12 protein-coding genes are annotated in these 13,604 nt (G+C 71.6%); 8 read left to right on the top strand and 4 right to left on the bottom strand.

Going from position 1 to position 13,604, the window contains the following annotated elements; translation table 11 throughout:
* Positions 1 to 20 precede the first annotated feature (20 nt).
* Both ODJ79_RS07855 and ODJ79_RS07850 read left to right on the top strand, forming a co-directional pair.
* Positions 21 to 782 carry an alpha/beta fold hydrolase gene (locus tag ODJ79_RS07855; protein ID WP_263022655.1) on the top strand — a complete coding sequence of 254 codons (762 nt, stop codon included), beginning with the start codon at positions 21 to 23 and terminating at the stop codon, positions 780 to 782.
* Positions 783 to 823: 41 nt separating this feature from the next.
* Positions 824 to 1,765, top strand: coding sequence for a 3-methyladenine DNA glycosylase (locus tag ODJ79_RS07850; RefSeq protein WP_263022654.1), 942 nt, complete (start codon positions 824 to 826; stop codon positions 1,763 to 1,765).
* A gap of 82 nt (positions 1,766 to 1,847) precedes the next feature.
* On the opposite strand, the gene arfB is transcribed toward ODJ79_RS07850, so the two are convergent.
* A complete protein-coding gene (arfB, locus tag ODJ79_RS07845) occupies positions 1,848 to 2,276 on the bottom strand; it encodes an alternative ribosome rescue aminoacyl-tRNA hydrolase ArfB (protein ID WP_411267280.1) in 429 nt (142 codons plus the stop codon).
* 86 nt (positions 2,277 to 2,362) lie between these two features.
* Between arfB and ODJ79_RS07840 the strand changes: the two genes are divergently transcribed.
* The 5 genes from ODJ79_RS07840 (at position 2,363) to thrS (ending at position 8,548) form a co-directional block, all read left to right on the top strand.
* Positions 2,363 to 3,679 (top strand): M16 family metallopeptidase, encoded by a 1,317-nt coding sequence (locus ODJ79_RS07840; RefSeq protein WP_263022653.1) that lies wholly within the window; start codon positions 2,363 to 2,365, stop codon positions 3,677 to 3,679.
* Positions 3,676 to 5,022 (top strand): M16 family metallopeptidase, encoded by a 1,347-nt coding sequence (locus ODJ79_RS07835; protein WP_263022652.1) that lies wholly within the window; start codon positions 3,676 to 3,678, stop codon positions 5,020 to 5,022. Before ODJ79_RS07840 ends, ODJ79_RS07835 begins: the two co-directional genes overlap by 4 nt.
* A gap of 66 nt (positions 5,023 to 5,088) precedes the next feature.
* Entirely contained in the window at positions 5,089 to 6,072 is a 984-nt protein-coding gene (locus tag ODJ79_RS07830) for an endonuclease/exonuclease/phosphatase family protein (RefSeq protein ID WP_263022651.1), read from the top strand.
* A 64-nt stretch (positions 6,073 to 6,136) separates the two neighbouring features.
* Complete coding sequence (locus tag ODJ79_RS07825; RefSeq protein WP_263022650.1) at positions 6,137 to 7,135, top strand: endonuclease/exonuclease/phosphatase family protein; 999 nt, start codon at positions 6,137 to 6,139, stop codon at positions 7,133 to 7,135.
* Positions 7,136 to 7,318: 183 nt separating this feature from the next.
* Complete coding sequence (gene thrS / locus ODJ79_RS07820; RefSeq protein WP_263022649.1) at positions 7,319 to 8,548, top strand: threonine--tRNA ligase; 1,230 nt, start codon at positions 7,319 to 7,321, stop codon at positions 8,546 to 8,548.
* Here thrS and cimA read toward each other — a convergent pair.
* Positions 8,515 to 10,101 (bottom strand): citramalate synthase, encoded by a 1,587-nt coding sequence (gene cimA / locus ODJ79_RS07815; RefSeq protein ID WP_263022648.1) that lies wholly within the window; start codon positions 10,099 to 10,101, stop codon positions 8,515 to 8,517. The two genes, thrS and cimA, sit on opposite strands and share 34 nt — an antisense overlap.
* 192 nt (positions 10,102 to 10,293) lie before the next feature.
* On the opposite strand from cimA, the gene ODJ79_RS07810 reads away from it, so the two are divergent.
* Positions 10,294 to 11,085: a tyrosine-protein phosphatase gene (locus ODJ79_RS07810; RefSeq protein ID WP_263022647.1), complete on the top strand. Its 792-nt coding sequence runs from the start codon at positions 10,294 to 10,296 to the stop codon at positions 11,083 to 11,085.
* Positions 11,086 to 11,100: 15 nt separating this feature from the next.
* On the opposite strand, the gene ODJ79_RS07805 is transcribed toward ODJ79_RS07810, so the two are convergent.
* A complete protein-coding gene (locus ODJ79_RS07805; protein WP_263022646.1) occupies positions 11,101 to 12,198 on the bottom strand; it encodes a branched-chain amino acid aminotransferase in 1,098 nt (365 codons plus the stop codon).
* Positions 12,199 to 12,311: 113 nt separating this feature from the next.
* Entirely contained in the window at positions 12,312 to 13,337 is a 1,026-nt protein-coding gene (locus ODJ79_RS07800; RefSeq protein WP_263022818.1) for a 3-isopropylmalate dehydrogenase, read from the bottom strand.
* Positions 13,338 to 13,604 lie beyond the last annotated feature (267 nt).

Below are 13,604 nucleotides of genomic sequence, written 5' to 3'. Positions count from 1 at the left end.
GATGTACTACATTCGTGAGCATGGCTTCTGTCGATGTTGTGACCACCGGTCAAGGACCCGGCCTGGTCGTGCTGCCCGGCACGACCCGCCGTGCCCGTCACTACCAGGCGTTGGCCGCGACGCTGGCCGACAGGCACACGGTGCACGTGATCGAGCGACGCGGGCGCGGCAAGAGCCCGGCGCAGGGCAGCGACTACGGGCTCGAGGTGGAGATCTCCGACGTGCTCGAGGTGCTCGAGGAGACCGAGTCCCGGCAGCTCTTCGGGCACAGTTACGGCGGGCTGATCGCGCTGCACGCCGCGCTGCGCACCGAGCTCGACCGGCTGATCGTGTTCGAGCCCGCGGTCAGCGTGCACGGCTCACTGCCGTGGGAGTGGCTCCCCCGGTACGAGGAGCTGCTCGCCGCCGGCCACGACGCGCGCGCGATGGTCCACTACCTGCACTCGTGCGACTTCATGCCCGGCGGCCCGGTCGCCACCGCCGCGGTCTGGGCGATGCAGCACTTCAACGCCGAGGGCCGGTCGATCCGCGAGGTGCTGCCGACGGTCGTCCGCGAGGCGCGGGTCGTCCGCGAGCTGGACTCCGACGGCAGCCGGTATGCCGCGATCAAGGCACCGACGCTGCTGCTCGGCGGGGGACGCTCCCCGGCGTACATCCAAGAGGTTTTGATCTTGCTGGCGGACACGATCCCGGACACTCGACTGACCGTCACGCCCGAGTTCGACCATAATGCCCCGGATCTTGGTGCCCCGACGGCCGTGGCGGAGCTCATTCGCGCGTAACGGTGATCGTGTTGATCGCCTCGGCTGGATACGCTGACGGGATGGGGATCAAGCAGGGGAGGCCGCTCACCACGACGCTGCCCTCCGTCGCCTGGATTCCCCTCGCCCGCGCCCACGCCGAGCGCGCCGACGCGATGACCGCGGGCCATCGCGAGCGCCGCGCCACCGGCGAGAAACACGCCATCGAGGACTTCCTCTACGACTACTACGGCACCCGCCCGGCCCAGCTGCGCCGCTGGCATCCGGGCATCGGGACGGGCCTGTCGCCGGCCCCGTCCGGCGTGGCCGAACACGCGGCGTGGAAGTTCTACAGCACGTTCCCGGACGGCGTGGTCACCCTCGACGTCGATGCCTTCCTGCACGCCCGCGGCGAAAGCGTCCGCTACATCCACGGGCTGCTGACGGCGACGTCGTCCCGCCCGGTCTTCTCCGGCTGTTTCGGGCTGCACGAATGGGCGATGGTGTACCGCTCCCCCGAGCACCGGCATCCACTGCCGCTGCGGTTGGGCCAGGCCGAGACCAACCGCGTCGTCGAAGACCACCCCATCCGGTGTACGCATTACGACGCGTTCCGCTTCTTCACGCCCGAGGCCGTCGGGCTGAACCGCCTGCAGCCGACCCGGGCGACGCAGGTCGATCTCGATCAGCCGGGGTGTCTGCACGCGGCGATGGACGTGCACAAATGGGCACAGAAGCTGGGCCCGGCCGTGCCGGGGGCGCTGGCGCTGGACTGCTTCGCGCTGGCGACGGACATCCGGCTGCTCGACATGCAGGCGAGCCCGTACGACTTGAGCTCGTACGGCTTCGATCCCGTGAAGATCGAGACGCCGGAGGGAAAGGCCGAGTACGTGGCCCGGCAGCGCGAGTTCGCGCGGCGGGCCGCGGCGTTGCGGGCCCGGCTCATCCGCGTCTGCGACGAGCTGCTGGGGCCGGAGGGCGCGGCCCGCAATCGCGAGGCCGTGGCGCCCTTCAACCGCCGCTGACGAAAGCGGACGCGGCGTGGCGTCCCTCAACCGCCGCTGACGAAAGCGACGCGGTGTCCTTCAACCGCCGCTGACGAACGGGTCAGTCGGATGGGTAGGAGCGGCGGTTGCGCTTCGTCTCGCCGCGGCGCTTCTTGTCGGCGATGCGCCGCTCGACCGAGCCCTTCGTCGGCCGGGTGGCGCGCCGGGCCCGCGGCGGCGGCGCGATCGCCGAGGCGACCAGGGCGGCGAGACGGTCCGCCGCGGCCTCGCGATTACGCAGCTGGGAGCGATGCTCGGAGGCGGTGACGGTCAGCACGCCGTGCACCAGCCGCGCGCCGAGCCGACCCAGCGCGCGTTCCTTCAGCGTCGGCGGCAGCAGCGGCGAGCCGGCCACGTCCCAGGACAGCTCGACCCGCGAGTCGGTGGTGTTCACCCCCTGGCCGCCGGGGCCGCTCGACCGCGAGAAGCGCCAGGCCAGCTCGGCCGCCGGAATGGTCAGGCGGTCGTTGACCCGGACATCCTCCAGCACGCGCCCAGCATCGCATCGTCACCCGCCCGGCCGCCAGGCGATATCGATCATGCGCGGCAGCGGGCGGAACAGGGCAGTATGGGTGGGTGACGTCCCCAAGTGCGCCGGTTGTCACGACCGGCTATCCGTGGCCTATTGAAACCACGCGACTGGCGAACGGCCTCCGGGTCGTGGTCAGTGAGGACCGGAGCTCACCGGTCGTCTGCGTCAACCTCTGGTACGACGTGGGCTCGCGGCACGAGCCGGCCGGGCAGACCGGCTTTGCGCATCTCTTCGAGCATCTGATGTTCGAGGGCTCGGTGCATGTCCAGAAGACCGAGCACATGCGGCTGGTGCAGGGCAACGGCGGCTCGCTGAACGCCACCACCAACCCGGACCGGACGAACTACTTCGAAACGATGCCGTCCGAGCACCTCGAGCTGGCGCTGTGGCTCGAGGCCGACCGGATGGGCGGGCTGGTTCCGGCGCTCACCCAGGAGACGCTGGACAACCAGCGCGAGGTGGTGAAGAACGAGCGCCGCCAGCGGTACGAGAACGTGCCGTACGGGGATGCCTGGCTGCGCCTGCTCGAGCTGCTCTACCCGGAGGGCCACCCGTACCACCACGCCACGATCGGGTCGATGGAGGACCTGAACGCGGCGAGCCTGGACACTTTCAAGGCCTTCCATCAGCAGTACTACGCGCCGAACAACTGCGTGCTCACCGTCGCCGGCGATGCCGCGCCGCAGGAGGTGTACGCCCTGGCGGAAAAGTACTTCGGAACGCTCGCGCCGGTGCCGGACATCCCGCCGGCGCCGCCCGGGCACCTCGCCGGGCCGGCCACCACGCCGGTGCGGGAGACGGTGACCGCGGCGGTGCCCGCGGCGCGGCTCTACGTGTCGCACCGGACGCATCCGTTCGGCACCAAGGGGTACGACGCGATCACCGTGCTCGCCACCGTGCTGGGCAACGGCCGGGGCAGCCGGCTCTACCAGCGGCTCGCCGACGGCAAGCGGATCGCCCAGCCGGACTACATCGGCTCGTACGGGGTGGACCTCGCGCACGCCCCGGCGCCGATCATCATCACCGCGACGGTGAAGGACGGCGTGGACGTCGCCGAGCTCGAGGAGGGGCTGGCCGAGGTGGTGGACAGCCTGGTGACCGAGCCGGTGACGGAGGAGGAGCTGAGCCGGGCCAAGGCGATGCTGACCACCGCCTGGTGGCGGTCGCTGTCCACGGTGGGCGGCCGGGCCGACACGCTCGGCCGGTACGCGACGCAGTTCGGCGACCCGGCGACGGTGGCCTACCGCCTCCCGCAGTGGCTGGCGATCACCGCCGACGACGTGACCGAGGCGGCCGCGTACGCCCTCCGACCCGAGTCCCGGGTGACCCTGACCTACCTCCCGGAAGGGGAAGAGGCATGACGCTCGTCGCCAACCGCCCGGCGGCCGGCCCGCCGAGCCCGTACACGTTCCCGGAGATCCGCCGGGTGAGCGTGGCCGGCGGCACGGTGATCGCCGCCCACCTGCCCGGCCAGTTGCTGGCCAGCTCGATGCTGATGCTGGGGGCCGGCGCCGCGCACGAGAGCGCGGGCCGGGAGGGCACCGCCACGGTGCTCGCCAAGTCCCTCGAGGAGGGCACCAAGACCCGCGACTCGGCCGCCTACGCTCTCGCGCTCGAGGGTCTCGGCGCCGAGCTGTCCGCCGCGGTCGACTGGGACTCGTTCCGGGTCGGCGTCTCCGCGCCGGTCCCGCTGCTGCTGAGCGCCGTGCGCCTGGCGGCGGAGGCGGCCCGCACCCCGCGCCTCGACCCGGACGACGTCATCCGGGTCCGCGACGACGAGGTGACCGCGCTGCGGATGGACTGGGCGCAGCCCGGCCCGCGCGCCGACGCGGCCCTGCGCGCCGACCTGTTCGGGGCGGCCGACCGCTACGGCCGCCCGCTGCACGGCGACCCCGCCTCGGTGGCCGCGGTGACCGTGGACGACGTGGTCGCGTACCACGGCGCCTGGCTGACCAGGCCGGGCGTGCTGCTGGTGGCCGGCGACCTCGACACGCTCGACCTGGCCGCGCTGGGCGAGGCGGCGTTCGCGGGCACGACCGGCGCCGACACCACCGGCGGCGGGCCGCTCGCGTGGGAACGACGGGAGCAGCGCCGGGTGATCCTGGTCGACCGGCCCGGCAGCGTGCAGTCGACGCTGCGGATCGGCCACCGGGCGCCGGAGCGGTCCACCCCCGACTACGTGCCGATGACGCTGGCCGCGACCGTGCTGGGTGGCGCGTTCACGTCCCGCCTCAACCACCTGATCCGGGAGGTGCGCGGCTACACGTACGGAATCCGCGGAAGCTACGCGATGACCCGGCGCTTCGGCCGCTTCGAGGTCGCCGCGGGGGTGCAGACCGCGGTGACCGTGCCGGCCATCACCGACACGATCGGCGAGATCGCCCGCACCCAGCTGGACGGGGTGACCGAGGACGAGCTGTCGGTGGCCCGCTCGTGGCGAGCCGGCCAGCTGTCGGTGGAGATGCAGACGCCGGGCGCGATCGTCGGGGCGCTGAGCACGCTGGTGCTGCACGACCTGCCGGACGACTACTACCCGGCGGTGCGCCGGGAATACCTGGAGGCGACCGTCGAGCAGGTGTCCCGGGCCGCCGCCGAGCACCTGCAGCCGAGCGGCATGACCCTGGTGGTGGAGGGCGACGCCGCGGTGATCCGGGACGAGCTGGCCGCCGCCGGGATCGGCGAGCTGGTCGACGCGGAGATCTGAGAGACACGATGGGCCCCGGGGCATCGCTTCGGGGCCCATCCACCGCGCCGCCGGTACGGTCGCGGAATGACGATCACCAGCCCGCCGGCCGTGCGGCGGGGGTGGCGGCTGGTCCGGACCGTGGTGCTCGCCGGTCTCGTGGCGCCCGCCGTGGCGTGGGCGGTCATCCGTCTCTTCGGCCTCGAGCGGGGCTGGATGGTCCAGCTGGTGTCGTTCACCCCGTACGCCGCGGCGGCGGCCTGGGTGCCGGCGGCGATCGCGCTGGCGGCCCGCCGACGGCTGATCGCCGCGATCGGTGCCGTCGCGGCGTTGGCGCTGGCCGGGTGCGTGCTGCCGCGGGCTTTCCCGGACCGCGACAAAGGACCCGCCGACGGCTTACCGATCACCGTGATGACCATCAACATGTACGTCGGGCAGGCCGATCCGGGCGCGATCGTGCGACTCGTACGGCGGGACGACGTGTCGATCCTGGCGGTGCAGGAGTTCACCACGCCGGCCAGGGACGGGCTCGCCGAGGCCGGCCTCGGCACGCTGCTGCCGTACCAGGCGCTCGCCGACGACCCGGCGCACGGCACCACCGGATCGGGGCTCTACTCACGCTTTCCGATGACCGGGCCGGGCTCCGAGCGCGGGGTCGGCGGCAACCTCCAGGCGTACGCGACGATCCGGCCGCCGCACGCCCGGGCGCTGGCCGTCACGTCGGCGCACCCGCTCGCCCCCTACGCCGGATTGGCGCTGCCGCTCTGGCGCGCGGATCTCGCGGCCGAGCCCACCCCAGGCAGGCAAACGCCGCTGCGGCTGCTGCTCGGCGACTTCAACTCGACGCTCGACCATGCGCCGATGCGCGCGCTGATCCGCCGCGGCTACCGGGATGCCGCCGACGCGACCGGCGCCGGGCTGGTGCCGACGTGGGGCACCGGCGTCCCGCCGATCACCCTCGATCACGTCCTGGTCGACAAGCGCATCGGCGTACGCAAGGTGACCGTGCACCGGATCGCCCGCAGCGACCACCGCGCGGTGGTCGCCGAGCTGACCGTGCCGATGTCGTGAACATGTCGTGCAGACCCGGTGCGAGCCCCGGCCGGTCCGGCGACCGGACACTAGTGTCGCGACCATGACGATCATGGGGGTGCTGCCGGAGGCACGACCGGCCAGGAACCGACGAAGGGTTGCCGTGACCGTTCTGATCTGGCTGCTGATCCTGCCCGGCCTGCTCTGGGCGCTCGTCCGGCTCGGCGGCCTCGACCGCGGGCCGCTCGTGCAGCTGCTGGCCTTCACCCCGTACGTGGCGGCCTGGTCGCTGGTGCCCGCGGCGCTGGCGCTGGGCACCCGGCGCTGGCCGGCCGCCGGGCTCGCGATCGTGGTGGTGGCGGCGTTCGCCGTGTTCGTGCTGCCCCGGGCCGTCCCGGGCGGCCGCGGACCGGCCGACGGCGTGCGGCTGCGGGTGATGACCAGCAACCTGCTGATCGGCGGCGCGGACCCGGACACGATCGTCCGGCTGGTCCGCGACCAGGGCGTGGATGTGCTGGCGGTCCAGGAGTTCACCCCCGACGCCAAGGACGCGCTCGCCAAGGCCGGCCTCGGCGATCTGCTCCCCTACGCGTCGCTCGCCGCCGAGCCCGGCGCGCTGGGCTCCGGCCTCTACTCCCGGTTTCCCGTACGCGAGGCGGGACACCAGCGGAATCGGGGCGGCTTCGAGCAGGCGTACGGGACGATCCAGCCGCCCGGCGCGGGAGCGCTGCTCGTCGAGTCGGCGCACCCGCTCGCCCCGTGGGCGCTGCGGGTCAACCCCGACTGGCGCCAGGACCTCGAGGCCGAGCCGCCCGCCGACCCCGGCGGCCCGCCGCGGATCCTGCTCGGCGACTTCAACGCGACGCTCGACCACGCGCCGCTGCGGCGGCTGATCGCCACCGGGTACCGCGACGCCGGGGCGGCCACCGGCCAGGGCCTGGTACCGACCTGGCCGTACGAGGGGCACCCGGGCATCCCCAAGATCACCATCGACCACGTGCTCGTGGACCGGCGGATCGGCGTACGGGAGCTGAGCGTGCGAAATATTCCGCGCAGCGACCACCGGGCCGTCATCGCGGAGTTGGCGGTGCCGAAGGCGTGACGGAGGGCGGTAAATCGGCTGCGCGGCCGCATTCGCGCGCCCTACCATCGGCCGCATGATGAAGCGCTGGTCCATGACGACGACGCCGGAGAAGTCCCGGCGTTGCTGACCTAGCGCACACGACCCCGGGCGAGATGCCCGGGGTTCGGGGTCTCGCTCTGCGTTGACCGAGGAGACCCCGTCATGCATGTCGACCATCGCAAGCTCGGGCGCGAGCTCGATTTCTTCGACTCCGACCCGCTGATCGGCGCCGGCCTGCCGTTCTGGCTGCCGACCGGCGCGGCCGCCCGCCACGAGGTGGAGTCCTATCTGTACGAGTTGGAGCGGCGCGCCGGCTACCAGCACGTCTACTCCCCCGCCCTGGGCAAGAGGCAGATGTACGAGCTGTCCGGGCACTGGAAGAACTTCGCCGACGACATGTTCCCGCCGATGGTGCTCGGCGGGGACGAGTTGGTGCTACGGCCGAGCCTGTGCCCGCACCACGCGCTGATCTTCAAGTCCCGCCAGCGGTCCTATCGCGACCTGCCGCTCCGCATCGCCGAGCTGGGCCCGATGTACCGGGCCGAGCGGTCCGGCGTGCTCGGCGGCCTGTCCCGGGTGCGTTCGATCCAGCTCAACGACTCGCACATCTTCTGCGCCCTCGACCAGGTCGGGTCGGAGGTGGCCGAAGTCCTGCGGCTGATGCGCCGGGCGCATGACGCGCTGGGCATGCGGCCCTCGTCGGTTCAGCTCTCGCTGCGCGGCGAGGGCGGAAAATACGCCGGCAACGACGACATGTGGGAGCGGGCTTCGGCGCTCCTGCGCGCCGCCCTCGACAGGTCGGAGATCTCCTATCAGGAGGCGCTGGGCGAGGCGGCCTTCTACGGGCCGAAGATCGATATCCAGGTCGAGGATGCCGCCGGACGGGAGTGGAGCCTCTCCACCATCCAGGTCGATTTCCACATGCCGGCGCAGTTCGGGCTCGAGTTCGTCGCCGCGGACAGCAGCCGACAGCGGCCCGTGATGGTGCACCGGAGCCTGGCCGGATCGATGGAACGGCTCTTCGGGCATCTGATCGAGGTGCACGAGGGCGCGTTCCCGCTCTGGTACGCGCCGGTCCAGCTGGACGTGCTGCCGATCTCGGAGGAGCAGTCTGCGGCGGCGGAGGCGTTGCGGCGTCTGGCGATCGAGTCGGGACTGCGGGCCGAGGTGCACCACGACGGGTCGATCGGGGCACGCATTCGGGGAGCGGCCGAGCGGAAGGTCCCGTACGCGGGAATCGTCGGCAAGCGGGAGGCGGCGGACGGCCTGGTCGCTCTCCGCCTGCGCGACGGACGTCAGTTGCCAGCGATGCCGGCGGCGGAGGCGATCGCGCTGATCGCCGCCGCCGCAGCAGAGTCTCAGGCGGGGGCCGACGTCCGGGCCAGGCCGTAGGTGAGGGCGTCGACGAGCGCGACCCAGCTGGCCTCGACGATGTTCTCGTGCACGCCCACCGTGGTCCACTCGCGCTCGTGGTCGCCGGTCTCCAGCAGCACCCGGGTGACCGCGTTGGTGCCGTGGCTGCCCTCCAGGATGCGCACCTTGTAGTCGGTCAGCTCGACGGTCTTGAGCTGCGGGTAGTGCTGAGCCAGCGCCACCCGCAGCGCCTCGTCGAGGGCGTTGACCGGGCCGACGCCCTCGGCGGTGGCGATCACCCGCTCGCCGCGCACCCGCACCTTCACGGTCGCCTCGGAGACCACCGCGCCGTCCTCCCGGTGCTCGACCAGCACCCGGTAGGACTCGAGGGCGAACGGCCGGATGTACGCCTCGCCCGGCAGCTCGCCGCGGACCAGCAGCTCGAACGAGGCGTCCGCGGCCTCGAACGACCAGCCGACGGCCTCCAGGTCCTTCACCTTCTGGGTGATCGTGGAGAGGGCGTCCGGGTGGCCGGCCAGTTCCAGACCGAGCTCCCTGCTCTTGAGCTCGATGCTGGCCCGGCCGGCCATCTCCGTCACCAGGATCCGCATGTCGTTGCCCACCACCGACGGGTCGACGTGGTTGTAGAGCAGCGGATCCACCTTGATCGCGCTCGCGTGCAACCCCGCCTTGTGAGCGAAGGCCGCGGCCCCGACGTAGGCCTGGTGGGTGTCGGGGGCGATATTGGCGATCTCGGCGAGCGCGGTGGACACCCGCGCCGCCTTCTCGAGGCAGCCGTCCGGTAGGACCTGCAGCCCGAGCTTGAGCTGTACGTTGCTGACCGTGGCGAACAGGTCGGCGTTGCCGGGCCGCTCGCCGTACCCGTTCGCGGTGCACTGGAAGTGCTTCACCCCGGCCTCGACCGCGGCGATCGTGTTCGCGACCGCGCAGGAGGTGTCGTTCTGGCAGTGGATGCCGAGCCGGTCGGCGCTCACCCCGGTGCGGGCGACGACCTCCTCGATCGCCTTGGTGACCATCGACGGGAGCATGCCGCCGTTGGTGTCGCACATGACGACCCGCTCGGCGCCGCCCTCGAAGGCCGCCCGCACCACGGAGGCGGTGTACTCGGGGTCGAAGCGGAAGCCGTCGAAGAAGTGCTCGCAGTCGAGGAACACCCGGCGGCCGTTCTCGACGAAGTACCGCACGGTGTCCCGGACCATCGCGAGGTTCTCCTCGCCGGTGGTGCGCAGCGCCCGCACGACGTGCCGGATGTCCGACTTGGCGACCAGGCAGACCACCGGGGTCCCGGCGTCCAGCAGCGCCCGCACCTGCTGGTCCTCGGCCACGTCGACGCCGGCCTTGCGGGTCGCGCCGAACGCGACGAGCAGCGCGTTCCGGAGGTTGAGCTCGGTCTTGGCCCGTTCGAAGAACTCGGTGTCCTTGGGCATGGCCCCCGGCCAGCCGCCCTCGATGAAGCCCACCCCGAACTCGTCCAGCAGCCGCGCGACCGCCAGTTTGTCGGCGACCGAGTAGCTGATGCCCTCGCGCTGCGCACCGTCTCGCAGGGTCGTGTCGAAGACCTGGTACTCCATGGGAGCTCGTTCCCTTCCGAGGATGTGGTGGCCCAACAAAAAGACCCCCCGCGGTCGCGGGAGGTCTGCGCATCGGCGAGAAGTCAGCCGACGCGCTAGGTGCCAATAATGAGCACGAGACGGGTCACGGAATGAAGCATGCCACTAACCGCGGCCGTGGGAAGCCTTGTTCCACCTTTCGAGACTAGGTTCATGGATGTGGTGACCGACCCCCCATCCAACCGCCCCACCGCCGCCCTTGACCGGACCGACGGCTCCTACCCTCGGAACCTCGGCTTCTCCGCTACCTACAACTTCCGCGACGTCGGCGGCTACCCCGGTCTCGACGGCCGCACGGTGCGCTGGCGGCGGCTGTTCCGCTCCGATGCCCTGCACCGCCTCGGCGACCCGGACGCCGCCGCGTTCGCCCAGCTGGGCGTGCGTACGGTGATCGACCTGCGACGGCCGTTCGAGGTCGAGAAGTTCGGCCGGGTCCCGGAGCGCTACGGCCTGGACTATCACCATCTGGTGCTCAACCACATCGACTGGGAGGGGATCGAGCAACCGGCCGCGGCGCAGCAGGAGCGGTGGCTCGCCGACCGCTACCTGAACTTCGCCGAGGACGGCCGGGAGGCCCTGCGCACCTCGCTCCAGGTGATCGCCGACCCGTCCCGGGCCCCCGTGATCGTGCACTGCATGGCCGGCAAGGACCGCACCGGCACGGTGTGCGCGCTGGCGTTGGCGCTGCTGGGGGTGTCCGACGAGGACATCGCCGCCGACTACGCCCTGACCACCGCGGCGATGCGCCCGCTGACCGAGTACCTGCTGGCGAAGAACCCCGAGGTGGTCCAGGGCAACGAGCACATGTTCGACTCGCCGCCCGGAGCGATGCTGCTGTTCCTCGACGACCTGCGGGCCCTGCACGGGTCGATCGAGGGGTACGTCCGCGAGATCGGCCTCACCGACGACGAGATCGCGTCGATGAGGTCCCATCTCCTCGCGTGATCGGTGGTCCCTGCTTCACAGCACCCGGTGGACCCAGCCGAACGGGTCGGCGGCGCGGCCGCGCTGGATGTCGACCAGCTCCTTGCGCAGGCCCATGGTGACCTCGCCCGAGCCGCCGTCGGCGACGGTGAACTCGAAGTCGGGAGACTTGACCGTGCCGATCGGGGTGATCACGGCGGCCGTGCCGCAGGCGAAGGCCTCGCGGATGCGGCCGGAGGCGGCGCCCTCGCGCCACTCGTCCATGCTCACCGGGCGCTCGGCCACCCGGCGGCCGGCCCGCTGGGCGAGCTGGATCACCGAGTCCCGGGTGATGCCGGGCAGGATCGTCCCGGTCAGCGGCGGGGTCGCCAGGCTGCCGTCGTCGAGGACGAAGAAGACGTTCATGCCGCCCAGCTCGTCGATGTTCTTGCGCTCCACGGCGTCGAGGTAGACCACCTGGTCGCAGCCGTTCTCGATCGCCTCGGCCTGCGCGGAGAGACCCGCCGCGTAGTTGCCGCCGCACTTGGCCGCGCCCGTGCCGCCCGGCGCCGCGCGGGTGAAATCGGGGCTGACCCACACCGAGACCGGCTTCACGCCGCCCGAGAAATAGGCACCGACCGGCGACGCGATCACCAGGTACAGGTATTCCCGCGAGGGGCGCACGCCCAGGAACACCTCGCTGGCGTACGCGAACGGCCGAAGGTACAGGCTGCCCTCGTCGCTCTGCGGGATCCAGCTGCGGTCGATCCGGATGATCTCGCGCAGCGACTGCAGGAACGTCGCGGTGGGCAGCGCCGGCATCGCCATCCGCTGCGCCGACTGGGCGAAGCGGGCGGCGTTGGCGTCCGGCCGGAACATGGCGACGCCGCCGTCGGCCATCTTGTACGCCTTCAGCCCTTCGAAGATCTCCTGCGCGTAGTGCAGCACCGCGGAGGCCGGGTCGATGGAGATCGACGCGCGGGCCTCCACCCGGGCGTCGTACCAGCCCTTGCCCTCCGCATATCGCACCGTCACCATGTGATCGGTGAAGACCCGGCCAAACCCGGGGTTGACCAGCAACGCATCGCGTTCGGCGACGGCTACGGGCGCCTGGTTCGGACGGATCTCGAAGTCGAGGTTGTCACCACCGCTCATGGCGAATAGACCTGCCTATCTGAAAAGAATGAGGGCACGCGTCAGCTGCAGTGCCACGAAGATACCCCGAACGGCCGTTAAGACCACGGGGGTGAAGTGACCCGACAGTAGGGTCAGAGCGACGCGGCCACCCGGTCGCCGACCTCGGCGGTGCGCAGCGAGGCGCCCGGGGCCCGGGACGCGACCTCGGCGGCGACCGCCTCGGATACTCGGCGCGCCTCGTCGTGGTGGCCCAGGTGCTCGAGCAGCAGCGACGCGGAGAGGATGGCCGCGGCCGGGTCGGCGATGCCCTGGCCGGCGATGTCCGGCGCGGAGCCGTGCACCGGCTCGAAGGTCGACGGGTACTTGCGCTCCGGGTTGACCGAGCCGCTGGCCGCCATGCCGATGCCACCGGTCACGGCGGCGGCGATGTCGGTGATGATGTCGCCGAAGAGGTTGTCGGTCACGACCACGTCGTACCGCTGCGGGTTGCTGACCATGAACATGCAGGCCGCGTCGACGTGCTGGTATTCCGTGGTGACCTGGGGGAACTCGGCGGCGACGGCGGCGAACGTGCGCGCCCAGAGGCTGCCGGCCTTGGTCAGGACGTTGGTCTTGTGCACCAGGGTGAGATGCCGGCGGTCGCGGCGCTGGGCTCGGGCGAAGGCGTCCCGCACGACCCGCTCGACGCCGTGCCGCGTGTTCAGGCTCTCCTCGGTGGCGATCTCGGCGGGGGTGTCCCGGTGCAGGACGCCGCCGGCGCCCACGTAGAGGCCCTCGGTGCCCTCGCGGACCACCACCATGTCGATCTCGCCGGGCTTCACGCCGGCCAGCGGGCTGACGGTGCCGGGCCAGAGCTTGGAGGGGCGAAGGTTCACGTACTGGTCGAAGTCGAAGCGCAGCTTGAGCAGCAGGCCCCGCTCGAGCACACCCGGCGGCACGCTCGGGTCGCCGATCGCGCCGAGCAGGATCGCATCGTGGGCAGCCAGCTCGTCCTCGATCGCCTGGGGCAGGACCTCGCCGGTGCGGTTGTAGAACCGGGCGCCCAGGTCGTAGTCGTCGAACTCGGTGCCGGGCAGCACGGCCTCGATCACCTTCCGCGCCTGCGCGGTCACCTCGGTCCCGATGCCGTCGCCGGCCACCACCGCGATCCGCGCCACGCTCACGACTGACTCCCTCGACGCACCACCAAAGACCCGACCAGGCTAGCCCGGTGTCCCGATCTTCGGTATGTGAGTCCCAGGAAGTGAGCGGGAGGCTCGGCCTTCAGTCCGGTTTTGGGTGGCGGGCGGGGCGGTCGGATGGGATAACGGCCCCCGCACCGCGGCAAACGGTGCTGGGGGCCGTTGCGACGAGTACGCGTGGCTCGGTCCCGCCGGATACACACATCCGTCCGGCGCGCAGCGGCGGACGCGTCACCCGAAGAC

Origin of the sequence: Actinoplanes sp. KI2 (assembly GCF_025630775.1) — a bacterium.
Classification (GTDB): domain Bacteria; phylum Actinomycetota; class Actinomycetes; order Mycobacteriales; family Micromonosporaceae; genus Actinoplanes.
The sequence above is the reverse complement of the archived record's forward strand: the minus strand, read 5'-3'. Positions and strand labels throughout refer to the sequence as shown.